27 protein-coding genes are annotated in these 24774 nt (G+C 64.3%); 14 read left to right on the top strand and 13 right to left on the bottom strand.

Features of this window, described 5'->3' with window-relative positions; translation table 11 throughout:
* Positions 1-65: 65 nt before the first annotated feature.
* Positions 66-1064 carry a bile acid:sodium symporter family protein gene (locus ATY02_RS24225; RefSeq protein ID WP_068582428.1) on the bottom strand — a complete coding sequence of 333 codons (999 nt, stop codon included), beginning with the start codon at positions 1062-1064 and terminating at the stop codon, positions 66-68.
* Between the two features lie 87 nt (positions 1065-1151).
* On the opposite strand from ATY02_RS24225, the gene ATY02_RS24220 reads away from it, so the two are divergent.
* The 7 genes from ATY02_RS24220 (at position 1152) to ATY02_RS24190 (ending at position 7248) form a co-directional block, all read left to right on the top strand.
* Positions 1152-1943, top strand: coding sequence for an AraC family transcriptional regulator (locus ATY02_RS24220; RefSeq protein ID WP_068582431.1), 792 nt, complete (start codon positions 1152-1154; stop codon positions 1941-1943).
* 79 nt (positions 1944-2022) lie between these two features.
* Positions 2023-2586, top strand: coding sequence for a histidine phosphatase family protein (locus ATY02_RS24215; RefSeq protein ID WP_068582434.1), 564 nt, complete (start codon positions 2023-2025; stop codon positions 2584-2586).
* 79 nt (positions 2587-2665) lie between these two features.
* On the top strand, positions 2666-3427 hold the full coding sequence (cobF, locus tag ATY02_RS24210; protein WP_068582437.1) for a precorrin-6A synthase (deacetylating): 762 nt from the start codon (positions 2666-2668) through the stop codon (positions 3425-3427).
* Positions 3428-3914: 487 nt separating this feature from the next.
* Positions 3915-4694 carry an ABC transporter substrate-binding protein gene (locus ATY02_RS24205; RefSeq protein WP_068582439.1) on the top strand — a complete coding sequence of 260 codons (780 nt, stop codon included), beginning with the start codon at positions 3915-3917 and terminating at the stop codon, positions 4692-4694.
* A 98-nt stretch (positions 4695-4792) separates the two neighbouring features.
* Positions 4793-5905, top strand: a complete 1113-nt coding sequence (locus tag ATY02_RS24200; protein WP_068582443.1) for a succinylglutamate desuccinylase/aspartoacylase family protein — start codon at positions 4793-4795, stop codon at positions 5903-5905.
* Positions 5906-5997: 92 nt separating this feature from the next.
* Complete coding sequence (locus ATY02_RS24195; RefSeq protein WP_068582446.1) at positions 5998-6405, top strand: hypothetical protein; 408 nt, start codon at positions 5998-6000, stop codon at positions 6403-6405.
* Between the two features lie 126 nt (positions 6406-6531).
* Complete coding sequence (locus tag ATY02_RS24190; RefSeq protein ID WP_068582448.1) at positions 6532-7248, top strand: alpha/beta hydrolase; 717 nt, start codon at positions 6532-6534, stop codon at positions 7246-7248.
* Between the two features lie 6 nt (positions 7249-7254).
* On the opposite strand, the gene ATY02_RS24185 is transcribed toward ATY02_RS24190, so the two are convergent.
* The 6 genes from ATY02_RS24185 to ATY02_RS24160 all read right to left on the bottom strand — a co-directional run bounded on the left by ATY02_RS24185 (position 7255) and on the right by ATY02_RS24160 (position 13111).
* Positions 7255-7833: a hypothetical protein gene (locus tag ATY02_RS24185; RefSeq protein ID WP_068582452.1), complete on the bottom strand. Its 579-nt coding sequence runs from the start codon at positions 7831-7833 to the stop codon at positions 7255-7257.
* Between the two features lie 108 nt (positions 7834-7941).
* Positions 7942-9744 carry a B12-binding domain-containing radical SAM protein gene (locus ATY02_RS24180; protein WP_068582455.1) on the bottom strand — a complete coding sequence of 601 codons (1803 nt, stop codon included), beginning with the start codon at positions 9742-9744 and terminating at the stop codon, positions 7942-7944.
* Positions 9745-9774: 30 nt separating this feature from the next.
* The gene (locus tag ATY02_RS24175; protein ID WP_068582458.1) at positions 9775-10686 is read right to left on the bottom strand and encodes a DMT family transporter; all 912 of its coding nucleotides are present in this window, start codon (positions 10684-10686) and stop codon (positions 9775-9777) included.
* 66 nt (positions 10687-10752) lie between these two features.
* Entirely contained in the window at positions 10753-11559 is an 807-nt protein-coding gene (locus tag ATY02_RS24170) for a helix-turn-helix domain-containing protein (RefSeq protein ID WP_083236000.1), read from the bottom strand.
* A gap of 94 nt (positions 11560-11653) precedes the next feature.
* Positions 11654-12439 carry a hypothetical protein gene (locus ATY02_RS24165; RefSeq protein WP_068582466.1) on the bottom strand — a complete coding sequence of 262 codons (786 nt, stop codon included), beginning with the start codon at positions 12437-12439 and terminating at the stop codon, positions 11654-11656.
* Between the two features lie 210 nt (positions 12440-12649).
* The gene (locus ATY02_RS24160) at positions 12650-13111 is read right to left on the bottom strand and encodes a thiol-disulfide oxidoreductase DCC family protein (RefSeq protein ID WP_068582470.1); all 462 of its coding nucleotides are present in this window, start codon (positions 13109-13111) and stop codon (positions 12650-12652) included.
* Positions 13112-13260: 149 nt separating this feature from the next.
* Between ATY02_RS24160 and ATY02_RS24155 the strand changes: the two genes are divergently transcribed.
* Positions 13261-14574: an Nramp family divalent metal transporter gene (locus ATY02_RS24155; protein WP_068582472.1), complete on the top strand. Its 1314-nt coding sequence runs from the start codon at positions 13261-13263 to the stop codon at positions 14572-14574.
* A gap of 141 nt (positions 14575-14715) precedes the next feature.
* Here the strand turns inward: ATY02_RS24155 and ATY02_RS24150 are convergent, their stop codons facing one another.
* Entirely contained in the window at positions 14716-15648 is a 933-nt protein-coding gene (locus tag ATY02_RS24150) for a LysR family transcriptional regulator (RefSeq protein ID WP_068582475.1), read from the bottom strand.
* Between the two features lie 112 nt (positions 15649-15760).
* Here ATY02_RS24150 and ATY02_RS24145 point away from each other — a divergent pair, with 112 nt between their 5' ends.
* Together ATY02_RS24145 and ATY02_RS24140 are read left to right on the top strand one after the other, a co-directional pair.
* Positions 15761-16264 carry a DMT family transporter gene (locus ATY02_RS24145; RefSeq protein WP_068582479.1) on the top strand — a complete coding sequence of 168 codons (504 nt, stop codon included), beginning with the start codon at positions 15761-15763 and terminating at the stop codon, positions 16262-16264.
* A 2-nt stretch (positions 16265-16266) separates the two neighbouring features.
* Entirely contained in the window at positions 16267-16719 is a 453-nt protein-coding gene (locus ATY02_RS24140; RefSeq protein ID WP_068582482.1) for a DMT family transporter, read from the top strand.
* A 31-nt stretch (positions 16720-16750) separates the two neighbouring features.
* Here the strand turns inward: ATY02_RS24140 and ATY02_RS24135 are convergent, their stop codons facing one another.
* Genes ATY02_RS24135 through glcD form a run of 4 tightly spaced genes read right to left on the bottom strand, consistent with a single transcriptional unit; the run spans position 16751 to position 20963 of the window.
* Positions 16751-17158 (bottom strand): heme-binding protein, encoded by a 408-nt coding sequence (locus tag ATY02_RS24135; RefSeq protein WP_068582485.1) that lies wholly within the window; start codon positions 17156-17158, stop codon positions 16751-16753.
* 17 nt (positions 17159-17175) lie between these two features.
* Positions 17176-18396 carry a glycolate oxidase subunit GlcF gene (gene glcF, locus ATY02_RS24130; RefSeq protein WP_068582489.1) on the bottom strand — a complete coding sequence of 407 codons (1221 nt, stop codon included), beginning with the start codon at positions 18394-18396 and terminating at the stop codon, positions 17176-17178.
* Between the two features lie 3 nt (positions 18397-18399).
* Positions 18400-19464 carry a glycolate oxidase subunit GlcE gene (gene glcE / locus ATY02_RS24125; protein WP_164823712.1) on the bottom strand — a complete coding sequence of 355 codons (1065 nt, stop codon included), beginning with the start codon at positions 19462-19464 and terminating at the stop codon, positions 18400-18402.
* Positions 19464-20963 carry a glycolate oxidase subunit GlcD gene (gene glcD / locus ATY02_RS24120; RefSeq protein ID WP_068582218.1) on the bottom strand — a complete coding sequence of 500 codons (1500 nt, stop codon included), beginning with the start codon at positions 20961-20963 and terminating at the stop codon, positions 19464-19466. Before glcD ends, glcE begins: the two co-directional genes overlap by 1 nt.
* Positions 20964-21195: 232 nt before the next feature.
* Between glcD and glcC the strand changes: the two genes are divergently transcribed.
* Positions 21196-21963: a transcriptional regulator GlcC gene (gene glcC / locus ATY02_RS24115; RefSeq protein WP_068582242.1), complete on the top strand. Its 768-nt coding sequence runs from the start codon at positions 21196-21198 to the stop codon at positions 21961-21963.
* Positions 21964-22012: 49 nt separating this feature from the next.
* Here the strand turns inward: glcC and ATY02_RS24110 are convergent, their stop codons facing one another.
* Positions 22013-22240 (bottom strand): DUF6555 family protein, encoded by a 228-nt coding sequence (locus ATY02_RS24110; RefSeq protein ID WP_068582221.1) that lies wholly within the window; start codon positions 22238-22240, stop codon positions 22013-22015.
* A gap of 226 nt (positions 22241-22466) precedes the next feature.
* Here ATY02_RS24110 and ATY02_RS24105 point away from each other — a divergent pair, with 226 nt between their 5' ends.
* The 3 genes from ATY02_RS24105 to ATY02_RS24095 all read left to right on the top strand — a co-directional run bounded on the left by ATY02_RS24105 (position 22467) and on the right by ATY02_RS24095 (position 24641).
* Positions 22467-23243 carry an AraC family transcriptional regulator gene (locus tag ATY02_RS24105; protein ID WP_068582246.1) on the top strand — a complete coding sequence of 259 codons (777 nt, stop codon included), beginning with the start codon at positions 22467-22469 and terminating at the stop codon, positions 23241-23243.
* Positions 23244-23470: 227 nt separating this feature from the next.
* Positions 23471-23644 carry a DUF1427 family protein gene (locus tag ATY02_RS24100; protein WP_083236002.1) on the top strand — a complete coding sequence of 58 codons (174 nt, stop codon included), beginning with the start codon at positions 23471-23473 and terminating at the stop codon, positions 23642-23644.
* 40 nt (positions 23645-23684) lie between these two features.
* Entirely contained in the window at positions 23685-24641 is a 957-nt protein-coding gene (locus ATY02_RS24095; RefSeq protein ID WP_068582234.1) for a quinone oxidoreductase family protein, read from the top strand.
* Positions 24642-24774 lie beyond the last annotated feature (133 nt).

Raw genomic sequence — 24774 nt, 5'->3', positions numbered from 1 at the left:
TGCGTGATCTTCACCGCCACGCACGTGCAGCCCCAGTCCGTTGCCGAGCCGCCTTGCAGCGCGGGCTACGGGTCGACCTGGCCCATCAGTTCGACCACCGACTCCGGGCGCTTGGCGTAGCGCTGGGCCAGTACCGCACAGACCATCAACTGGATCTGATGGAACAGCATCAACGGCAGGATCAACACGCCCATGGTACTGCCGGCGAACAGCACCTGGGCCATGGGCACGCCGGTGGCCAGGCTCTTCTTCGAGCCGCAGAACAAGATGGTGATGCGGTCTGGCTGGTCGAAGCCCAGCAGCTTGCCCAGGAAGCTGGAGGCCAGCAATACCAGGCCCAGCAGGATGCAGCAGGCCACTACCAGGCCGGCCAGGTCCCATAGCGGTATCTGCTGCCAGATGCCTTCGTTCACCGCCTCGCTGAATGCACCGTAGACCACCAGCAGGATCGAGCCCTGGTCGACGAACTTCAGCCAGTTCTTGTTGCGTCCTACCCAGGCACCGATCCAGCGCCGGGCGACCTGCCCGGCAATGAACGGCAGCAGCAGTTGCACGCTGATCTTGATGATCGCGTCCAGGGTCGAGCCACTATCGCCATGCACGTTGAGCAGCAGGGTCACCAGCAGTGGGGTGAGGAAGATCCCGAACAGGCTCGAGGCCGCGGCGCTGCAGATGGCCGCCGGGATATTGCCCCGGGCCAGGGAGGTGAAGGCGATCGCCGATTGCACCGTGGCCGGCAGGGCGCACAGGTAGAGCATGCCCAGGTACAAATCCTTGCCCACCAGGGGTGACAGCAACGGCTTGAGGGCCAGCCCCAGCAACGGGAACAGTACGAAGGTCAGGCCGAAAACCAGCAAGTGCAGGCGCCAGTGGCCGGCTCCGGCGATGATCGCCTCGCGCGACAGCTTGGCGCCGTGAAGAAAGAACAACAGGCCAATGGCGATGTTGGTCAGCCAACCGAAGCCCACTGCCACCTGGCCGCTGGCAGGCAGGAAGCTGGCCAGCAGAACCACGCCGATCAGGGTCAGGGTGAAGTTGTCGGGCAAAAGACGAGAGCGGGTCATGAGCGTGATCATCCGGGGGGTTGCCAAGAGCGATGGGGCGACTCTAACGTGACTGCCATCTACCGACTAACGCCAACGAGCCAGTTAATGCCGCCTAAAGGACATGAAAAGATCGTACGGCGCAGTATTCCCGGTCTTCCGAGCTTGCCGCGACCGGTGTACGGGCGTACCGAATCCCTGCCCAATCGGGCACTGACCCGGCGCCATAGCCATCCCTGGGTGCAGTTGTCCTATGCGATTGCCGGGGTGCTGGAGATCCAGACCAGCGGCGGGCGTTTCATCGCACCGCCGCAGCGGGCCGTGTGGATTCCCGCTGGAGTGCCGCACCGGGTGTTCAGTTCGCCGAGCACCGAAATGCGCAGCCTGTACCTGGATTGCAGCGTCACCACCTGGGCTGCCACCGAGAGTTGCCAGGTGCTGGCGGTCAGCGACCTGCTGCGCGAGCTGATCCGTGCCTTCAGCGAGTTGCCGGTGGAGTACGTCCGGGACAGCGCCGACGGTCGCCTGGTCCAGGTGCTGCTGGATCAACTGGCCGCCGCACCGCAGCTGGACCTGATGCTGCCATTGCCCCATGACGTGCGCTTGCGCGCGATCTACCGCAGCCTGCAGGCCCATCCGGAGCAACAGACCACCCTGGGGCAGTGGGGCGAGAAGCTTGGGGTAACCGAGAAGACCCTCAGTCGATTGTTCCTCAAGGATACCGGGCTGACTTTTCGCGCCTGGCGCCAGCGCCTGCGCTTGCTGAGCGCCCTGACGCCGCTGGAGCAGGGCGAGCGGGTCACCGATGTCGCGCTGGCTTGCGGCTACGATTCGACTTCGGCCTTCATTGCTGCGTTTCGCCAGCAATTCGACACGACCCCGGGGGAGTTCTTCCGCTGACCGGGGGCCTTTGCCAGCCGAGCGTCTTGTGGTGCCGGCTGGTGTAGGATCTGCCCTCTTCAACACTGGAGCGCTTGCCGTGCAGGCTACCCGTCTGACCCTGATCTGCCATGCCCGTACCGTTGCACAGAAGCTGGCGCGTTTCCCCGTGGACGAGCCCCTGGAGCTGGATTGGCAAGCCCAGGCGCTGAGCCGGGCGGCCGAGCTCGGGCCGAGCACTCGGGTGCTGTGCGGCCCGGAGCTGCGCACCCGGCAGAGCGCCGCGTTGTTCAGTGCCGACTGCGTGGTCGAGCAGGCCTTGCGCGATTGCGCCTGTGGCGCCTGGCAGGGCCTGTCGATCGATGAGGTGCAGGCGCAGCAACCAGAGGCCTTGCAGGCCTGGCTGGCAGACCCGCAATGGGCACCGCCCGGCGGCGAGTCGGTGGCCCAGTTGTGCCAGCGCATGGCGCATTGGCTGGAGGACATGGCACAACGCCCCGGGCGCTGGCTGGCCGTAACCCATCCGCTGGTGTTGCGCGCGGTGGTGCTCACCGTCCTGCAGGCGCCCTTGTGCAGTTTCAACCTGATCGATGTCGAACCGCTGTCGCGGCTCGACCTGAGCCACGCCGGGCGCTGGCGCCTGCGCCTGGATCGCCGGTCGTGACGATTCGCCTGCCGGCATTTCCCATGATGTCCAGGCAGCCCATACTTGCCCATTGGCACAGCAGCGAGAGCTCCCTCAGATGAAAACCCTCCTGGTGATCGGCATCGGCGCCGGCAACCCTGACTACATCACGATCCAGGCGATCAAGGCACTGAACCGTTGCGATGTGGTGTTCCTGATGGACAAGGGGCCGAGCAAGGACTCGCTGATCGATCTGCGCCGCCAGTTGTGCGAGCGCTATATCACCGAGCGGCCTTATCGTTTCGTCGAGGCCCAGACCCCGGAGCGCCAGCGTGGCGATGTGGACTACCAGGCCAGTGTCCAGGCCCTCAATCGCGACAAGCAGCAGGTCTTCGAGCGACTGATCAACCAGGAGCTGGCAGAGGGGCAGACCGGGGCATTCCTGGCTTGGGGCGATCCGGCGCTGTACGACAGCACCTTGCGCATCCTGCAGCAGATCCTGGCCAGCGGCGCGGCGCACTTCGAATACCAGGTCATTCCCGGGATCACCAGCGTCCAGGCCCTGGCCGCGCAGCACAAGGTGCCGTTGAACCGCATCGGCCGTTCACTGGAAATCACCACCGGGCGCCGCCTGGCCGCAGGGCAGGGCGGGGATGCCGATACCCAGGTGGTGATGCTCGATGCCGAGGATTCCTATCGGCAACTGCGCAGCCAGGACCTGGACATCTATTGGGGGGCCTACCTGGGGACGGCGGATGAAATCCTCATCAGCGGTCGTCTCGACGATGTGGCCGATGAGATCCGCCGGGTCCGCCTCGAAGCCCGCCAGGCCCACGGCTGGATCATGGACACCTACCTGCTGCGCAAGCCCGAGGACTGAGCCGCAGCCTCAGGTCTATCGCGTGCGGCTCGTACCGCCTGTTGTAGCCGCTGCCGAGCGGGCGAGGCAGCGCCCGTGAAACCGGACGAAGGGCTCTGGCAGGCGCACCGCGGATACAGGTTTGGCGGCTCGTGCCGAGCCGTGCGCAGCCTGCGGCAGCGGCGACACGAGGCGAAGAGGCTCGCCCGCGAAAAAGGGCGACGTGGGGCTTCACGTTCACCGTGGAGGCAGGTTGGCTGGCGGGTGTCGGCCCTGCATTCGCGGCCAGGCAGATGCATCGTTGACGGGCGGATATGCAGCGTTGCACAGGTCGGCGCACCACCCTGGGGCAGGGAAAACCGACCTGGATCAAGGCTGCGTTATTTATGTAAGTATTTGTCGCATAAACACAATTTGCATCCCGGGAGCCACTCTAGACTGCTGGCCACTTCGATTTGCCCACAATCGAATTCTGCCAACAAGAAACCTCCACCCCCTGGAGTTATAAATGAACAAGTTTGTGCTGTTCGGTGCCCTGGCACTGTCGCTGTTTTCCTTCACCGCTTCGGCCGACGAGGCCAAGCCGATCCGCATCGGTATCGAAGCCGGTTACCCACCCTTCTCGATGAAGACCCCCGACGGCAAGCTCACCGGTTTCGACGTGGACCTGGGCAACGCCCTGTGCGAGCAGATGAAAGCCAAGTGCACCTGGGTCGAGCAGGAGTTCGATGGCCTGATCCCGGCGCTGAAGGTGAAGAAGATCGACGCCATCCTGTCGTCCATGACCATCACCGACGATCGCAAGAAGAACGTCGATTTCACCATCAAGTACTACCACACCCCGGCTCGCTTCGTGATGAAGGCCGGTACCACCATCAAGGACCCGCTGACCGAGCTCAAGGGCAAGAAGGTCGGCGTGCTGCGTGCCAGTACTCACGATCGTTTCGCGACCGAAGTCCTGATGCCGGCCGGGATCGACCTGGTGCGCTACGGCTCCCAGCAGGAGGCCAACCTGGACATGGTGTCCGGTCGCGTCGACGCATTGCTGGCGGACTCGGTCAACCTCGACGACGGTTTCCTCAAGACCGACGCCGGCAAGGGCTTCGCCTTCGTCGGGCCTGAGTACAACGATCCGAAGTACTTCGGTGGCGGCGCCGGCATCGCCGTGCGCAAGGGCGACAAGGAGCTGGCGGAGAAATTCAACACCGCCATCACCGAGATCCGCGCCAACGGCAAGTACAAAGAGGTGCAGGACAAGTACTTCGATTTCGACGTCTACGGCGAATAATCCGCTGGCATGAAAAAAGGTGGCGACCGGATTCCGGTCGCCACCTTTTTTATGCGCCACTGTTTTATCCTGCGCCACGCCTTTTTTCCGGAGCCATCATGCAACGCATCGACCACTCCCTGCCCTGGGGTCACTTGGGCACGTCGCGCCAGCTCAGCGTCTTTCGCTTCGGCAGCGGCCCGCGCAAGGTGTACATCCAGGCCAGCCTGCATGCCGATGAGCTGCCCGGCATGCGCACCGCCTGGGAACTCAAGCAGCGCCTGGGCGAGCTGGAGCGTGATGGCCACCTGCAATGCACCATCGAGCTGGTGCCCGTGGCCAACCCCATCGGCCTCGACCAGCAGGTGCAGGGCAGTCACCTGGGGCGCTTCGAGCTGGGCAGCGGCAAGAACTTCAACCGAGCCTTCGTCGAACTCAGTGGTCCGGTGGGCGACCTGGTCGGCAAGCAACTGGGAGACGATGCCGAAGCCAACATCGCCCTGATCCGTCGCGCCATGGTCCAGGTGCTGGACGAGCTGCCCGCCCCGGCCTCGCAGCTGGAGGCCCTGCATCGCCTGTTGCTGCGCCACGCCTGCGATGCCGATATCACCCTTGATTTGCACTGTGATTTCGAAGCGGCGATCCACCTCTACGCCTTGCCCCAGCACTGGCCCCAGTGGCGCTCCCTGGCCGCGCGGCTCAAGGCCGGCGTAGCGCTGTTGTGCGAAGACTCCGGCGGCAGCTCGTTCGATGAGTCCTGCTCATCGCCCTGGCTGCGCCTGGCTCGGGACTACCCTCGGGCAGCCATTCCCCCGGCCAACCTGGCGACCACCCTGGAACTGGGCAGCATGGGCGACACCCGGGTGCCGCAGGCCCGGGCCAACTGCGAAGCCATCCTGGGCTTTCTCGCCGAACAGGGGCTGATTGATGGCGACTGGCCGACGGCGCCGCAGGACTGCTGCGAGGGCATGTCGTTCGAGGGCACCGAGTACCTGTTCGCCCCGCACCATGGCGTGGTCAGCTTCCTGCGTGAAGCCGGGGAGTGGGTCGAGCGCGGCGACGCTTTGTTCGAGGTGGTGGATCCGTTGAGCGACCAGGCCAGTATTGTCCGGGCCGGCACCAGCGGCGTGCTGTTCGCCCTGGATCGTGGGCGCTACACCCAGCCCGGGATCTGGCTGGCCAAGGTCGCCGGTCGCGACCCCATTCGCCATGGCAAGCTGGTCAACGACTGACCCGGCATTGCCCACCGCGAAGCGCCCACTGCCGATCTTGCCGTGGGCCTTTCACCCACCGGCCGGTTCTTGCGGCCCACAAGGCTTGCGCCATGTTTCGATTGTCCCTGTGCATCCGCCTGTTGTTCACCCTGTGCCTGTTGGCGGCGACCTTCAATCATCTGCACGCGGCCTTCGCCCACGGCTTGCTCTGGGACTATGGCTACGGCAGCGATACGCCCCTGGCCAGCCGGGCCTTCTGGGGGTCGCTGACGCTGTTCGATCCGCTGGCGGTACTGCTGTTGTGGTTGCGCCCACGCTGGGGGCTGGCACTGACCCTGGCGATCATCGTGCTGGACGTCCTGCACAACAGCGTCTATGTCGCCGCACACGACCAGTGGCTGGCGAGTTTCTACCTGTCCCAGGTGGGGTTCCTGGTGCTGGTGGTGCTGCTTGCGCCGCTGGCCTGGCGTGGGCTGGCCGACACCCGGCAGGCCAGGTTCTGGCGCTTGCATCACTGAAGCGGGGCGGGCCTGCCTGGCAAGGGATGTCCAATCCCGGGGTTCATCCCGGGCCTGCGGGGCTGCTGCCGCCAGACGGGCAGTGCTAGGCTCTGGCCGTTGATTTTTTCAAGCAAGGAGCCGTCCATGATTCGTTGTCTGGCGTTGCTGGCCCTGTTGGCCGCGCCTTTTGTGCAGGCCGATACGGCGTTGCACGATGACTTGCCGCTGCGCTATCTGGAGCAGGCCCCGGCAGGCACCCATGATCAGCCGTTGGTGATCTTCCTGCATGGCTATGGCAGCAACGAGGCCGACCTGTTCGGGTTGTACGAGCGCCTGCCGGCGACCTACACCTATCTCTCCGCCCGCGCGCCGCAGCCCCTCGATGAGGACAGCTTCCAATGGTTCCGGCGCAAGGGGCAGGGCCCTTATGACGGCGTCAGCGAAGACCTGGCCAGCAGCGCCGGGTTGATCGAGCAATTTGTTCGTGCGGCAGCGGCCAAGTACCACACCGAACCTGGGAAGGTGGTGCTGGTGGGGTTCAGCCAGGGAGCCGTGATGGCCTATGAGGTCGGGTTGCGCCACCCGCAATCGGTACGCGGTATCGCGGCCCTGAGCGGGAAGATCCTGCCGCAACTGGCTTCACAGCTCAAAGGCAGTGCGCAGCTGCAACGCCTGGGGATCTTCATCGGCCATGGCACCAATGACCAGCGCTTGCCCTACAGCGATGGGGCCGAGGCCAACCGCCTGTTGCAGGGGTTGGCGCTGGAGCCGCAGTTCCATGCCTATCCGGGGATGGGGCACAGCATCAGCGAAGTGGAGATCCAGGACCTGGACCGCTGGTTGCGGGGGCTGGCCCCCTAAGCTGGGTCATTGACCAAGAATCTGCTTCATCAAGGCCGCATGGCCGGCCTTGTCGGCGGCCCGGGAAATGACCTGGATCACCGCCATGCGCGAGCCGGAACCGGCAATCAGGGTCGAGTTCAGGGTCAGCCCCCCGCCCTGGGTCGCGGTACTGTCGATCTGGCGTACCCCGAGTCCCTTGAGGGTCATGCTCTTTTCCGCCTGCTTGCTGAAATCCGGCAAGGCCTGGGCTTGCTGCGAGAGAAAACCGCTGACCGCGTCATCCAGGAACGCCGTGTCGTTGTCCTTGACCTGGGCTCCGTTGGGAATGCGGTTCTGCGCCGCGATCACCACGGTGCGGGTCGTGTCATTGGCGTACAGCGTGCCGCTGGCGCCACCGGTGCCCTTGGCTTCATCGCCCACCGGCAGGGTCGCGGCGCTGAAGCCCTTGGGCAGGCTGAAGGCCAGTTTGCCGTCGAGCAAGGCGACTTTTTCGCCCGCAGCCTGCTTGGCCGTGGATTTGCCCGCGGCCACGGCATTCAGCGTACCGAGGCTTGCCACGGCGGCAAACACCAGGACCAGGGCTTTTCTAGCTAGGGATGACATGCACAACCTCCGGGCATCAGGATTGAAGGCGCGCATCATCCCATGCCGGTTACAGGCTGCTCCAGAGGGATTTTTCTTGTCGGATCAGTGGGGCAGAGGGTGTTGTGCTTATGCGTCTACTGGCCAGGTGCCGCGGCGGACCATCTCTCTCACCCGATTTGCGCCGTTGGCCCGGACCAAAAGCTCCAGCCTGGCTTTTTCGATGTCCTCGGCACTCCATTGTTCGGTAGCCATGGTGGCTTTTTCGTGAGACCAGCCATTGTCATAGTGGCGCACTACAAATTGCTGCTGGTATTCCCACATCTCGGTGCCAGGAATAGGCGTGACGATAAATGGGTTGGCGTATGCCATGCCAGCTCCCATCAATCTGACTGCATAGTCGGTGGTTCTTTCGATCAACTCCAGGCTTTCTATGAACGGCTTGGCGCCAGGTACGGTTGGTGGGTTCACGAACCCCAGCATGAACCCTCCGGTTACCTGGATGCCATGTTCGGTGAATATCTCGATGATTTCGAAGGTGGCATGCTGTATCGCGTTGAAACGTGATTTGTTGGAGTTGACCAAGCTATCTTCGTTAGCACTTTCTACCGCCAGGTAGACGCTGTAACAGCCGTTTTCAGCAATCGAGCGAATGAACTCTCGAGCGGTCAGACCGCCTTTGATTGCCGCGATCACATTACGGTACTGAGGGCTTTTCAACTCCTTGTCATCTAGTTCTGCGAGGAAGCGTTCTCCTTGATGCAGGAGTATCAGGTTGAACAGACTTAACCCGCCTTCCTCGACCCAGGGCAAGTCATGTTTCTTCAACAAACGTCCCACTTCCATTGCATACAAGGGATCGTGCATCAGATGATCGTCTTCAATCAGTACTTCGGTGACACCCTGGTTGACTAGGTCTGTTAAATGCAGGTCAAACCAATCCAGGCCCAGCGCTCGCCATGGGCCATTGACTTTAGGGATGTAGCAGAAGTTGCAGTTCACGTTACAGCCGATGGTGGAAAAAATCTGGGCCCAGGCTCCGTGTTTGCGTACCCGTGCTCCTGAAGAGTGATAAGGCTGCAGGTAGTGATTCATGTCCAGGAAGGTAAAGTCCGGTAACGGCATCACACCCAGTCGCTCACTCAGTTCCTGGCGGTTGGGCACGATGCTCAAATAACTGGACTTGCGTGATGGTCGGATCAGTTGGTTCTGCGAACCCCGGTAGGCCACCCCGGGAACACCACAGACATCGGCTCCGGGATGACTCAGGGCGTCGAGTAACAAAGTGAAGGCACGATCGGCTTCATTGATAAGGACAAAGTCGAATACCGAATCCAGCAGGGCGTTTTGCCAGTCGCCACTGGAGTGGGCACCTCCTGTTACTAGTATCAGGTTTGGATCGATGGATTTGGCGAGGTCAGCCAACGCTCTAGCGTTGCCCCATTGCACTGTGTAGTTGCACTGGATACCAATAATGTCAGGTTGGGCTGTTTCGATGATTTTACGTATCTGCTCGTCAGTCAGTCCGTAGCGCAGCAGGTGGCCTTGATCCAAATCTACCAAGCGTGATTCCTGCTCCCAGCCGGCGAAAGGGGAGTCGATAATCTGCACATCGTAACCAGCACGTTTGGCTACTGTAGCGATACGCAACAAGCCTATAGGAGTGCCAGCACGTTTCATTACTTCAAAGGAATGGATGCCAATGTCGGTAAAGGCGCTATTTGCAGGGGCCGGTTCGACCAAGCGTGTGTAGGGCGGCACGAATAACAGCACTCTTGGGGCTTCTCCATGAGCCCGTCGTTGAATAGCGCTATGGCTGGCCGTGCGTGAGGGACCTCCTGTTAATTGGAGAGGCGCTCTTGTAGGAGCCACCGAAAAACTTGGAGTGGCGCGATCAAACCTTGCTATCCCCTCGGAAGCAATCAGGTGCATTTTTCTAGGATTCCTTTCAGGTAGAGAGATTCAAGGGCGTGGCGTGGGCTGGCGAGAGGTGGCTACTACTGCGCCAGCGATAATGAGTGCTGCTGGAATCAGCAGGATCGGTTTGGCATGGACTTGGCCAATCAATATCAGCAGTAACGTCGAGAACAGTGGTGCGAGATAGGACAATGCCCCGAGGCTTGCCAGGTTGCCGTGCTTGGTGGCGTGGTCCCAGGCAAAGAAAGCCAGGCCGACCGGGCCTAACCCAAGTGCGATGATCGCAGCCCATTGGCTGAAGTTGGGGTGGACTGTGACTTCAAGCGCCAGGTGGCATAGCAGGCCTGCCACGGCCACTAAGCCGCAGATCCCGCCAATGATGCTACTGGGGACATTGTTGAAGCGACGGTTGATCACCGAGTAGCTTGACCATACCAAGGCGCAGAGCAACGCGGCTGTATAACCTGCCAGCGGCATGTCGGCGATACTGTTTTGTGACCGTTGTTGCATGATGAATGCCGTACCGGCGAGCCCCAAGAGCGCACCCAGCAGCTGTCGCTGGCGTAGTGTTTGACCGCCAGCAATGCTCGCGAGCAATACGATAAGTAGCGGCCAAAGGTAGGCAATCAGGCTGGCTTCGGCGGGAGGTGCAACTTTGAGAGCAAAAAAATACAGGGCGTGATAGGCGAAGATTCCCAGGAACCCTGTTACCCAGACTTGCCAGGGCTGGCGCCAACCAGCGAATCCGTTCGAACCGCGCAATCCGAGAATCACCAAGCTTGCCAGAAACGCTACGGCAAAACTCAGCGCCAACAGTTCAAAAGGTGGTATGCCGGCGGTGAAGGTGGTGAGTAAGGCCAAGCATGACCAGAGAAATACGGCAATGACGCCAATGGCGGTCGCTGAAGTGGTTGTTCGACTGTCGCTGGTTTTCGAAGAGGTTGTACTTTCTGTCATGCGCCCCGCCCAGTAAGTGTTTCGGAGCGGGGATGATAAAAAGGTGATTGGAGACGGTCTTGGCTTCTACTGCTGGTTATTTGTTCCAGTCTGCATGTTATTGGCCCTGGAGTTCTTTCGAGCGAGTGCAGGCGTCAAGTCATGGCTTTTTTTCAACGCATGATTCAATGCACTCTGGTCGGCGTAGCCTACTCGGTGAGCAATCTCAGTAATTGATAACTGAGTGTCGCGCAGCAGATCCATGGCCAGATTCAAGCGTAGTCGTGTCACGTGGGCAAATGGTGTAGTTCTCAGGTGTTGTTCGAATAACACATATAAGCGCCGTTCACTGGTTCCTGAAGCTCGGGCGATTTCCGAAGCGGTCAAATGACTATCGAGATGGTTCTCTATATGCGTCAATGCCCTGGCCAGGGTGAACTGCCCATGGTCGGGGACACTACTGTGAGGTTGCACCAGAGATGACATCAGCAATGTGCTCCAAGCTTGAGACACTTCTGATGAGCTAGTCAGTAGGGGGACACTACGGGACGCGTAGTCTAGCAAGTGACGAATTTCCGGTCTTACCGGGAAGAAGCTTTTCTCGTTCAGTCTCTTGATGGTTTCTGCTTCGCTTTTTTGTGTGTAACTAGAGGGAAGCGGTACATCTAGAACCAGGAAGGTGTTGCAAGTATTGGAAGAAAAGGCATGAGGAGTGCCGGCCGGAATAATCACTCCCTGGCTCCAATCAACCTTGCCACCTCTTCCGTCGACTTCAATTTCCATCGAACCAGACTGAGGCAGGACTATCTGATGGTATTCGTGATCATGCAGTTCGACCTGACCCGAATAAGATCGCAAGGCCAGTGCAGCCTTTTGTATATCCGTATTGCTCATTAGGCTCTTCCATAAGACAAGGTAGGCATGATGCATGAGGGAATGAGCGCGATGCCAGTCTCCAGGCAGTGGAGTCTATGGGTATTTTCCTGTGTTACTCAGTGGAGTTCGCAGGCTTGCGCTCCTTCGTGTTGAGTGCCAGTAATCTCTTGCTGAATGCCAGCACCAGCATCGACACCACCACGCCCAGCACGAATGCCCAGAGCCCCAGGTCAGGCAGGGTGGTCGCCAGCACCAGGCAGAATGCCGCGAAGGCATACAAGCCGGTGCTCAACGAGCGCAGCAGCACGGTGGTGAAGGCTGCCCCGTGGCTTTGATGGGAGAACACCGCCAGTACGCTGCCCAGCACCGGGAATACGGCCAGCATGCCGCTCCAGCGTTCCCCGACGGTGCTGGCCATCAGGGTGACGGCCAAGGTCAGCAGGGCGCCCGCCAGCATGCGATACACCAGCCTGTCGGACTTGCCTGCGGCCGGGGCTGGCACGCTCCGCACCCTGGGGAACACCCAAGGGGCCAACACCAGGGCACTGATAGAGCAGAAGAGGGAGAACCCCAGGGAGGCCGGCACCTGGGCGATGAGCGTTGCCAGAATCAGCCAGACCAGGGTGGCGATGCACAAGGCCCCGGGCCAGGCCAGCGTGCGGGCGGCGTGGGTATAGGCCACGCTGAAGGCGATCATGGCGAACACGGCTGACAGTGCAGCCACGGCGGCCTGGGTGGCGAACGCTTGGCCTTGTTCCAGGGCCAGGAACAGCAGGATAGGGCCCACCACCACCGGAAAGCCTGCCAGCCAGCCCGCGACATTCGGCCCCCAGCGCCGGCTGGCCAGGGAGATCAGCAGCAGGAAGGCGGGAACCGTGAGCAGTTTCAACAGCAGCATGGACACGCTCGGCAGGTGAGGGGGCTCCACGCTAGCACTTTCCGAACGCCCTGGCGCAGTTCAATCAGGTAGCCGCTGCCGATCTGGCTAGGCAGCGCCCGCAAGCGGAAGACGGGTTCTGGCAGGCATATCACGGATGCAGGTTTGGCGACTCGTGCCGAGCCGTGCGCAGCCTGCGGCAGCGGCTACACGAAGCGCTGGCGTGGCAGGTCAAGGCGTATCGTCGAGAAAGCGCCCGCGGTGGTCGGGGCTGGGCAGCAGGCAGACGTCGTAGCGGCCGAACCAGCGATAGCGGTGGCGGGCGATGTAGCTGTAGCTCCAGTCGCGCAGGGGGCGGGGAACCCAGTGCAGCAGGCGCAGCCAGCGCCAGGGTCGAGGGAGTTGCGCCATCAGTCGGATAAAGGCGTCGGAGCGCAGTGACAGGCGTCGACCCTCGATCAGCACCACGCTGTCGAACTGTTCGGTGGACAACCCGGCCCACGCCAGCAGGGCCTGGCCCTGGGGCGACTGCACCGAGGCCAGGCGGATCCGCCGTTCGGTGTCATGGGCGATGACGAAGCGCACCGAGGCGTTGCACAGCTTGCACACGCCATCGAACAGCAGCACTCGCTCGCCAGGTTGCAGGAAGGGCGGCAGGGCATCGCCTGCCCGAGTTGTTGCGGAGTCAGCCACGGAGAAAACCTTGCAAGGGTGGAACGACGTCCGGCCCGGGCCGGAACCTGCGCAGCATACTCGCCTTGGCCGATGAATTTCAGGCTTGGGCGGTCGCGGCGAAACCTCTAAGCTGGGCACCTGCTTCAAGCCGCCGTGGAATCCCCCTTGTGAAATTCAGCCTGCCGAAAATCGCCACTGCTCCTTTCTGCCCGCCGGAAGTGGCCGGTTCCGTCACCGTCGACCCCCGTGCCTCGCTGTTCAAGCGCCTGCTGCGTTTTGCCGGTCCCGGGTTGCTGATTTCCATCGGCTACATGGACCCGGGCAACTGGGCCACGGCCATCGAGGCCGGTTCGCGCTATGGCTACAGCCTGCTGTTCGTGGTGCTGCTGGCGAGCCTGGCAGGCATGGTGGTGCAGTGCCTGTGTTCGCGCCTGGGCATCGCCACCGGACGTGACCTGGCGCAGCTCTGCCGCGAGCGCTACAGCCCACGTTCGGCGCGGGTCCAGTGGTTGCTGGCAGAGGTCTCGATCATCGCCACCGACCTGGCCGAAGTGCTGGGCTGCGCCCTGGCTTTCCACCTCTTGCTGGGAGTCTCGTTGAGTACGGGGATCGTCATTACCGCCTTCGATACCTTGCTGGTACTGGCTTTGCAGAACCGTGGTTTTCGCCGGTTGGAAGCGATCATGCTGGCGCTGGTGGCGACCATTGGCGTGTGCTTCTTCATCGAATTGTTGCTGATCAAGCCCCACTGGCCGGACGTGGCCCGGGGCTTCACCCCGTCGCTGGCGGCCATCAGCGATGCCGCGCCGCTGTACCTGGCAATCGGCATCCTCGGTGCCACGGTGATGCCGCACAACCTGTACCTGCATACCTCGGTGGTCCAGACCCGGCTAGTGGGCAAGGACCTTGCCAGCCGCAGCGATGCGATCCGCCTGGCGCGCATCGATACCATCGGCTCCCTGGCCCTGGCGCTGCTGGTGAACGCGGCGATCCTGATCCTCGCCGCCGCGGCCTTCCACAACACCGGGCACAGCGATGTGGTGGAGATCCAGGATGCCTATCACCTGCTCGATCCGCTGGTGGGCGGGGCCCTGGCCAGCGTGCTGTTCGGCGTGGCACTGCTGGCCTCCGGACAGAGCTCGACCTTCACCGGGACCATCGCCGGCCAGGTGATCATGGAGGGTTACCTGAACCTGCGGATTCCCTGCTGGCAGCGCCGCCTGATCACCCGTGGCCTGGCGTTGATCCCGGCGTTCATCGGCGTCTGGCTGCTGGGCGACGGCGCCGTGGGCAAGCTGCTGGTGCTGAGCCAGGTGGTGCTCAGCCTGCAATTGCCATTCGCCCTGTACCCGTTGATCCGCATGACCAACGACCCGCGCCTGATGGGCGTCTTCGTCAACCGCTGGCCGACCCGCTGGCTGGCCTGGAGCCTGTTCGCCGTGATCAGCGCAGCCAATGCCTGGCTCATAGCTAGCCTTTAGCGGCAAGCTTCAAGCTTCAAGCCAGAGCCAGAGCCAGAGCCAGAGCCAAAGCCAAAGCCAAAGCCAGAGCGCCCAAGCCAAGGCTGATCACGTCCGTCTTTCAACTTGCCGCTTGCAGCTTGCAGCTTGAAGCTGATCGCGCTAGCGATCCCAATACGGTATTGGCCCGAATGTCTCGACGAAGAAGTCGATCACCGTGCGGACCTTCACCGACAGGCGCCGGCTGCCCGGCCACAGGGCGGCGATCTGTTGCGGTTCGAGGCTGGTGGCCACTTCGAAATCCTCGAACAGCGCCACCAGCCGGCCCTGGTGCAGGGCCTCGCCGATCAGCCAGGAAGGAAACATCACCAGCCCCAGGCCTTGTTCGGCGGCCTGGGTCAGGGTGTCGGCGTGGTTGCCGGTCAGTGGGCCCGTGACGCTGTAGGGCGTCCAGGACTCCTGGCCCTGGCGGAAGAACCAGCGTTGCTGGCCGCTTTCGCCCTTGTAGGCCAGGCATTGGTGCTGGTGCAGCTGGTCGGGGTGCTGGGGGTGGCCGTGACGGGCCAGGTAGCCCGGGCTGGCGGCGACCTGGTAGCGCTGGGGTGCCAGTAGCCGGGCCTGCATCGAGGAGTCTCCCAGCACGCCGATGCGAAACAGCAGGTCGGTGCCGTCCTGCAACGGGTCGATGTAGCTGTCGGTCTGCTGGATATCCAGTTGCAGCTTGGGGTAGCGCCGGTGCAGTTCGCCCAGCCAGGGCGAGATATGCCGTTGGCCGAACACCACCGGCGCGTTGATCCGCACCAGCCCGGTCGGCTCGTCCTGCTGTTCTTGCAGGGCCTGCTCGGCTTCTTCCCATTGCGCCAGCACCCGCCGGGCATGGTGCCCCAACAGGCGTCCGGCCTCGGTGGGGCTGACCGCCCGGGTATGGCGATACAGCAACTGTTGGCCCAGGGCCTGTTCCATCAGCTGGATCTGCCGCGAAATGGAGGAGGGCGCTAGCCCCTCGCGCCGGGCCACGGCAGAGAAACTGCCCTGGTCGAGCACCGCGATGAACAGCCGCAGGGCCTTGAAACCCAGGTCGTTGAAGCCTTGCATGGGGAATCCTTGCTGTGCGCTTTATGCAAAGGTGTTGTCGGCATGCTCCCATTTATCGCAAAGCACGGGCAACCAATAATGTTCGCCATTCCATGAACCGAACAGGTGCCCCATGTCTTGCGAAACCCTTGACCCAACGCTGCCACCGCCAGTGGCCAGCGCTGTATCCACTGCCGGCTGGCAACGCCTGGCCCTGCTGCCGCTGGTGATCCTGGCCGGCATGGGCCTGTCGGTGGAGGCCGGCTTGCTCGGCCCCCTGGGAGCCCAAGTCGGCCACCTGTGGGCGACCCTGAGCATCTTCGGCGTCGGCGCGGCGTTGCTGGCCTTGCTGTTGCTGTTCAGTGGCCCGCAGCCGGGGCCGGCCTTGAGCCAGCTGCCGCGCTGGCAGTTGCTGGGCGGAGTGCTGGGGCCGATCTACGTGGTGGTGTTGACCCTGGCCACCCCCCATATCGGCATTGCCATGACCATGATCGCGATTCTTTCCGGCCAGGTCGGCAAGAGCGTGCTGATCGACCACTTCGGCTGGTTCGGCAGTGCCCGCAAACCGGTCAACGCCGAGCGTTGGCTGGCCCTGGTGCTGATCGTCGGCGCCCTGATCCTGATTGCCCGAGGTTGAACATGAACCTGATTCTATTGCTGGTGGTCGTGGTGGCCGCAGGTGCGGTGCTCAGTGTGCAGGCGGCGATCAACGGCCGCCTGGGGCAGAGCGTGGGGGTGCTGCGCAGCAGCCTGCTGACGTTCGCCGTCGGTGCCCTGGTCACCTCGCTGCTGATCGTATTCTTCCAGCCGCCCCAGGCCATGGGCCTGTTGCAGGCGCCCAAGTGGCAGCTCAGCGGCGCGCTGTTCGGCGTGGTGTACATGCTGGTGATGGTCGGCGCGGTGCCTCGGGTCGGGACTGCCGTGGCGACGGTGGCGGTGATCCTCGGGCAGTTGGGCATGGGCATGTTGATCGACCATTTCGGCTGGTTCGGCAACCCGGCCATGGCACTCTCCGGCAACCGTATCCTGGCGATGCTTTGCCTGGCCCTGGCCTTGCTGTTCATGTACCGCAGCAGCTTGCGCCGTAGCTGAGGGCCCAGGGGCGTTCCACGCAGCTGAGGGCTCAGGATCCTTCCAGGCAGTTGGCGGCCACTTGCGCCACCTGGGCATCTTCGCCGGAGCGGACGCCGGACACGCCCACCGCGCCGACCTCTTGGCCATCCACGCGAATCGGCACGCCGCCTTCCAGGGAGGTCAGCAGCGGCGCTGAGAGAAAGGCGCTGCGCCCGGCATTGACCATGTCTTCGTAGGCCTTGGACTCACGCCGGCCCAGGGCGGCGGTGCGGGCTTTCTCCAAGGCGATGTAGGCACTGATCGGTGCGCAGCCGTCCAGGCGCTCCAGGGCCAGGGGATGGCCGCCATCATCGACCACGGCGATGCTAACCGGCCACTGCTGGCGGTGGGCCTCGGTGCGGGCGGCGGCGAGGATGCGGCTGACGTCGTCTTGGCACAACACGGCTTTGTGGTGCATGGCAGGCTCCAGGGGGTTCAAGGGTTGAGGGCGGCGTCCAGCAGTTCGATCCAGTGGCGTACCGGGGTGCGCCCGGCGCCATCCAGGTGGCTCTGGCAGCCGATGTTGGCCGTAGCGATCACGTCCGGGTTGCCGCTTTCCAGGGCCCGCAGCTTGTCGTCGCGCAGTTGCCGGGCCAGGGCGGGCTGGGTCAGTGAATAGGTGCCGGCCGAGCCGCAGCACAGGTGGCCGTCGGGCACCGAAGTCAGGTTGAAACCCAGGCGTTGCAGCAGGCTTTCCACGGCGCCGCCCAGTTGCTGGGCATGTTGCAGGGTGCAGGGGCAATGGACGGCCAGGCGCTGTCCACTGCGTACTTGCAGCGCTGCCAGAGGTTCGGCCCGCACCACCTCCACCAGGTCCCGGGCCAGGGCGCTGACTTGCTGCGCCTTGGCGGCATAGGCCGGGTCGTCGGCCAGCAGGTGCCCGTAGTCCTTGACGAAGGCGCCGCAGCCGCTGGCGGTCTGGACGATGGCCTCGGCACCTTGTTGCAGGTGCGGCCACCAGGCATCGATGTTGTGCCGGGCCCGCTGGCGGCCGCGCTCCTGGGCATCCAGGTGGTAGTCCACGGCGCCGCAGCACGCGGCCTCGGCCACCGGCTGCACGCTGATGCCCAGGCGATCCAGGACCCGGCTCGCGGCCGCGTTGGTATTGGGCGACAGCCCCGGCTGCACGCAGCCTTCGAGCAGCAGCACGCGCCGCGCGTGGACCCTGTCCGGGCGCACGCCGGCGGCGGGTACCTGGCGCGGCAGTTTGTCTTGCAGGGCCTGGGGCAGCAGTGGGCGCAAGCGGCTGCCCCCCAGTACCAGTGTCTTGAACAGCTGCGGGTTGCCCGCCAGGGCCCGCAAGCCCTGGCGCAGCAGGCGCTGGCCGGCGGGCCGGGGCAGGGCGGCGTCCACCACTGCCCGGCCGATATCCAGCAGGTTGTGGTACTCGACGCCCGATGGGCAGGTGGTCTCACAGTTGCGACATGACAGGCAGCGGTCCAGGTGCAACTGCGCCTGATGGGTGACCGCGGCGCCCTCCAGTACCTGCTTGATCAGGTAGATGCGGCCGCGTGGTCCGTCCAGCTCGTCGCCCTGCACCTGGTAGGTGGGGCAGGTGGCGTTGCAGAACCCGCAATGCACGCAGCTGCGCAGGATGCGTTCGGCTTCGGCGGCCCGTGGCAACTGCCGGGCCTCGGGGCTGAGGGTGGTCTGCATGGGTCAGAGCTCCGCGTAGAGTCGGCCGGGGTTGAAGATGCCCTGGGGATCGAGCTGCGCCTTGAGGCGTTGGTGATAGTGCAGCAGGGTCGGTTCCAGGGGCTGGAAGGGGCTGTCCAGCAGGCCATGGCTGTAGCAACTGGCATGACCGCCGGCGGCGCTGGCCACGGCGCGGATGCGCTCGGCCGGAGCATCGGACCTGAGCCAGCGCTGGGCGCCGCCCCAGTCCAGTAATTGGAGGCCGGGCAACGCAAGCTCCGGGGTGTTGTGCGGCAACGACAGGCGCCAGAGCGGCAGGCCGGGGTCGAAGAAGGGCAGTTGCTGCTCGTTGAGTCGGTTCCAGTAGCGGCTGTCCAGGGGCTCGCCGCCGAGCCGATCGCGGGCCGCGGCCACCGAGCCTTCGCCCCCTTCCAGGCGCAGGTGCAGGCGGCTGCCATCGTGGCAGGCGGCACTGATGGGCAACGGCTGCTGGCCCCATTGCGCGAGCCTGGCCAGGGCTTGCCCGGCAGGCAGTTCCAGGCTCAGGCTCAGGCAGTGGCGGGGCTTGGGCAGCACCTTCAGCGAGACTTCGGTCACCAGAGCCAGGCAGCCGTAGCTGCCGGCCATCAGCCGCGACAGGTCGTAGCCGGCGACGTTCTTCATCACCTCGCCACCAAAACGCAGGTGCTGGCCCAGGCCGCTGATGATCCGGGTGCCCAGGACGAAGTCACGCACCGCCCCGGCCCAGGGCCGACGAGGCCCGGACAGGCCAGTGGCGAGCATGCCGCCCAGGGTGGCACCGGTACCGAACGCCGGCGGCTCGCAGGGCAGCATCTGCCCGGCGGCATCCAGTACCGCCTGCAATTCGCTAAGCGGCGTCCCGGCCCGGGCACTGATCACCAGTTCGGTGGGGTCGTAGCTGACGATGCCGCGATGGACCCGGGTATCGAGGATTTCGCCAGCGCTGTCGCGACCCAGGAACGCCTTGCTGTTGGAGCCCTGGATGCGTAGCGGGGTGGCGTTGTCCAGGGCGTCGCGTACCTGCTCCAGCAGGGCTTCGCTGGCGTCGCAATCGGTGGGGGCGGCCATCAGAATCGCTCCAGTTCGGGAAAGGGCAGTTGTCCATGGTGGATGTGCATGGCCCCGGCCTCGGCGCAGCGGTGCAGGGTCGGGATGTTCTTGCCGGGGTTGAGCAGGCCCAGGGGGTCGAAGGCGCGCTTGATGCCGTGGAACAGACTCAGCTCGTCGCTGCTGAACTGCACGCACATCTGGTTGATCTTCTCCCGGCCCACGCCGTGCTCGCCGGTGATGGTGCCGCCCACGGCCACGCACAGCTCGAGGATCTTGCCGCCCAGGGTTTCCGCCCGTTCAAGTTCCCCGCTCTGGTTGGCATCGAACAGGATCAACGGGTGCATGTTGCCGTCGCCGGCATGGAACACGTTGGCCACCCGCAGCCGGTGCTCGGCGGCCAGTCGGGCGATGCCGTGCAGCACGGCGGGCAGTTGGCGCCGGGGAATGGTGCCGTCCATGCAGTAGTAGTCCGGCGACAAGCGGCCCACCGCCGGGAAGGCATTCTTGCGCCCGGCCCAGAACCGCGCGCGCTCGGCCTCGTCCCGGGCCAGGCGTACTTCGCTGGCGCCGGCCTGTTGCAGCAGTTGGCGCACCCGCTCGCAGTCGTCGTGGACATCGGCCTCGACCCCATCCAACTCGCACAGCAGCATGGCCTGGGCGTCCACCGGGTAGCCGGCGTGGATGAAGTCTTCGGCGGCGCGGATCGCCAGGTTGTCCATCATCTCCAGGCCGCCGGGGATGATGCCCGCGGCGATGATCGCCGCCACCGCCTGGCCGGCGTTCTCCACCGAGTCGAAGGCCGCCAGCAGCACCTTGGCGATCTGCGGCTTGGGCAGCAGCTTGACCGTGACTTCGGTGATCACCCCCAGCAGCCCCTCGGAACCGGTGAACAGCGCCAGCAGGTCGAAGCCCGGTGAGTCCAGGGCCTCGCTGCCCAGGGTCAGGGGTTGGCCCTCGACGGTAAGCATCCGCACCTGGAGCAGGTTGTGCACGGTCAGGCCGTATTTCAGGCAGTGCACGCCACCGGCGTTTTCCGCGACATTGCCACCGATGGAGCAGGCGATCTGCGACGACGGGTCGGGGGCGTAGTACAGCTCGTAGGGCGCCGCGGCCTGGGAGATCGCCAGGTTGCGCACCCCAGGTTGCAGGTGCGCGCAGCGCGCGGCGGGGTCGATCTTGAGGATGTCCTTGAACCGCGCCATCACCAGCAGCAGGCCCTTTTCCAGGGGCAGGGCGCCGCCGGACAGGCCGGTACCGGCGCCCCGGGCCACCACCGGTACCCGTTGCTGGTGGCAGATCTTCAGGATCTGCTGCACTTGCTCCAGGCGCCGGGGCAGGGCCACCAGCAGCGGGGTGCTGCGGTAGGCGCTCAGGCCGTCGCATTCGTAGGGCTTGAGCTGCTCCTGGCGGTCCAGCAGTTCCAGGTCCGGCAGCTGGCTGCGCAGGGCGTGGATCAAGGCCTGGCGGTCGACCTCGGGCAGGGCGCCGTCGAGGCGTTCATCGTAGAGAATCGTCATGGCTGGCGAATGACCTTGTGTCGTTGTTATCAGGTCGCGACTGCATCACGCATGCCTTGCATCATTGGCCCGGGGCGCCTTAGTGTCCATGTGCGCCGGCAATGGTCGAACCACTTTATTGTTCGCCGCCGTCCCGGGTTTTCGATAAACCCAAGTAACTTCAACAGCTTGCAAGTGAACCTGGAGCGGGCCGCGAACCGCTAGATGACTGGTCATACCAGTGGGGGACGAGATGCAGGACAAGCCAGCAGGGCCACGCTTGCAGGTGGCCGATGTGGTCTGTGGGCGGATCGAGCGACTGATCGTCGACGGCGTATTCAAGACCGGCCAGCGGTTGCCCTCCGAGCGGCGCCTGAGCGCCAAGCTCGGGGTCTCGCGCACGGCCCTGCGCGAGGGCCTGAAGCTGCTGCGGGCCCGGGGCATCATCGACACGGTGCAGGGCCGTGGCTCGCAGGTGGCGCAACTGTCGGCCCCGGCGGCGGGCTCGCCGTTGCTGCACCTGTTCAGCTCCCAACCACGGACCCTCTACGACCTGCTGGAGGTTCGCGCGCTGCTGGAGGGAGAGTCGGCGCGGCTGGCGGCCTTGCGTGGCACCGAGGCGGATTTCGTGCTTATCGGTCGCAGCTACCAGGCAATGCTGGAGGCCCATGAGCAGGCCCTGGAACCCGCTGCCCAGGCGCGCCTGGACCACGCCTTCCACCTGGCCATCTGCGAGGCTTCGCACAATCCGGTGCTGGTGCAGACCCTGGGCTCGCTCAATGGCCTGTTGCTCAATTCGGTGTTCGCCTCGGTCAACAACCTCTTTCACCGGCCATTGCACAAGCGCCAGATCGACCGCCAGCATGCGCGCTTGTACCACGCGGTCACCGGTCGCTTGCCGGAACAGGCGCGCAAGGCCGCGCAGGCCCATATCCAGGGCATTGCCCAGAGCCTCAAGGAGATCGAAGACGAGGAGCAGCGCTTGGTGCGGGCGACCCTGCGCCTGCAAGGCTGGGATTGAATCGCAGGTAAGCGCGGAGGGGGCCGGGCGGCTCCCTCCGTACGCCCGGCTAGACCGAAGGACGCCAGGTGACGTTCTCGATACCGAACTTTTCCGCCATGGGGCGGCTGGTCTTCTTCACTTGCTCACGCCCGAACCGGCCGATGCGGCCGACTCCGGCGTCGCAACTGGCCCAGTGCCAGGCCTCGGCATTGTCCATCTTCTCCTGGCGGATGATGAAGGACTTGGGGTTGCCATGGAGGGTGTACTCGATGACGAAGAGCTTTGCGTTGTTCATAAAGCGTTGATTCCTCCCTGTGATCCTTGAAGTGATTCTGTGGGAACGGAAAAATTCATTCCGATTACCCGCTCGGGCTACCAACGGTTGCTGTGCTGCAGGTGCTATCCCAATGCATGGGCTACATGTCCCGACGTATCGGATCGAATGCGGGGGGCGGGCGATGCTGGCGGCGCCTGGGGCGGCTGGTTACCATGGGCTCCCGCCGATCCAGCGCGACCTTGCCATGGCCCTAGCCGCACCCCCCGACCTTTCGGATACCGCGATTCCCGTGCAACCCCTGGCGCGCACCTACCCGCGCGGGCTGTTCGTCGAGCCCCACGAGCACGACTGGGGCCAGTTGCTGTATGCCATGAGCGGGGTGATGTGGGTCGAGACGCCCCATGAGGCCCTGGTGGTGCCGCCGCAACGGGCGGTCTGGTTGCCGCCGGGTGTGGTCCATGGCATCCGCGTGGTCAGCGACCTGCAGATGCGCAACATCTACCTGCGCCCGTCCCTGGCGGCGACCCTGGATGCCAGGGTCCAGGTGCTGCAAGTGGATACCTTGCTGCGGGAGTTGATCGTGCGCCTGGTGGAGCTCGAACCGCCCCAGCCTGACTACTACGAGGCCCTGGTGGGCCTGGCCCTGCTGGAGCTGCAACGGGCCCGGCGCTCGGAGTTGAAGATCGTCTTGCCCGATGCCGCCGACCGTCGCCTGTGCAGCCTGTGCCAGGCGGTGATGGCGGCGCCGTCCCTGGAGATTTCCTTCGAGCAGCATGCCGAGGCCGTCGGGGCCAGCGTGCGCACCCTGGCGCGGCTGTTCAAGGAGCGCCTGGGCCTGGGCTTTGCCGAGTGGCGGCGCCAGGTGCAATTGGCCACGGCGGCGGCGGAGCTGATCCAGGGCGTGCCGGTCAGCCGGATCGCCCGGGAGCTGGGTTACTCCCCCAGCAGTTTCAGCGACATGTTCCGCCGCGAGCTGGGTGTCGCCCCCTCGCAGTACGTCGCTGGCCAGCCCTCGGCCTGAGACACCGCGATGCTTTGGCCGATAGCCTGAAGTACTTGGCCGATGCCACTGTCTCCTTGCCTCTAGAATCCACTCCATACCTGTAGTCGCTACCGAGCCTGCGAGGCTGCGTTCAGGGACGCAGGACCGTGGCCCTGCGGGCCATGCGCAGCCTGCGGCAGCGGCTGCATGAAACGACGCGGTGGTTGTAGCCGAGCCCATGCACCACGGCCTTTTGGGAGTGAACCATGAATTACCTGATGTCCCTGGCAGCCGGCCTGTTGGTCGGGCTGCTCTACGGTGCCTTGCAGGTGCGCTCCCCGGCACCGCCGGCCATCGCCCTGGTGGGGCTGCTGGGCATGCTCGGTGGCGAACAACTGTGGCCCCTGGGCCGCCAACTGTTCAGCCAGTGGTGGTCCTGAGCGCTGATTTTCGACTCTTTCCCGACCTATGGAGCCTTTGATGAAAGCATTGCAATTTTCCGCCACCGGCGACCTCGCATCCTTGCAACTGGTGGAGGTCCCGACCCCGGTGCCCGGCCCTGGCCAGGTGCTGGTACGGATCAAGGCAGCGGGCCTGAACCCCAGCGATGTGAAGAACGTCCTCGGGCGTTTTCCCTACACCACGTTGCCACGGATTCCCGGACGGGATTTCGCCGGGGTGGTGGAGCAGGGGCCGGACGACTTGATCGGCCAGGAAGTCTGGGGCACCGGCAGGGACCTGGGTTTTTTCGCCGACGGCAGTCATGCCCAGTACGTGGTGTTGTCGGCCAGGGGCGTGGCGCTCAAGCCCCGGCACCTGAGCTTTGCCCAGGCCGCGAGCCTCGGTGTGCCCTATACCACCGCCTGGGATGCCCTGGAGCGTAGCGGCGTGGTGGCCGGTACCCGGCTGTTGGTGATCGGCGGCGGCGCCGTGGCCACTGCGGCCCTGGCCCTGGCCAAGGTTCGTGGCGCCCAGGTGCTGGCGGCGGCGCGTCGACCGGAGCAAGTGCAGGCATTGCAGGCCCAGGGTTATCCGGCGCTGCAACTGGCGCAGCCGGAGAGCCTCGCGACCCAGGTGGGCGAGCATTATGCCGGCGGCGCCGAGGTGATCTTCGACACCACTGGCTTCTGGCTGCCGGCAGCGGTGTCGGCCTTGGCCACGTTCGGCCGGATCGCCATCATCGCCGCGCCGGTGGATGGCCATGTGCAGTTGCCGGCGCTGGCCCTGTATCGCAAGGGCGGCTCGGTAGTGGGGATCAATTCGTTGCTGTATGGCGTCGAGGAATGCGCGGCGATGCTGGAGCAGTTCGGTCGCTATTTCGATGAAGGTTTGTTGCCGCTGCCCGAGGGATTGCTGGAATCGCCACTGGAGCAGGGGCTGGAGCGCTATGCCGAGGTCAACCAGGGTGGCGGCGACAAGGTGATCCTGATTCCTTGAGGCGGGCAGCGCCGGGGGGCGTTGAAGGCCCTGCGGGCCTTGGCCCAGCTTCGCGGGCTCAGCAGCGGCTACAGGGTTTGCTGTGTAGCCGCTTCCGCAGGCTGCGCACGACCCGCAGGGTCGGCGCAGTTTC

This window comes from Pseudomonas sp. BIOMIG1BAC, from assembly GCF_001705995.2.
GTDB lineage: Bacteria > Pseudomonadota > Gammaproteobacteria > Pseudomonadales > Pseudomonadaceae > Aquipseudomonas > Aquipseudomonas sessilinigenes.
Note: the sequence above shows the minus strand (reverse complement) of the source record. Positions and strands in the feature narration are given on the sequence as shown.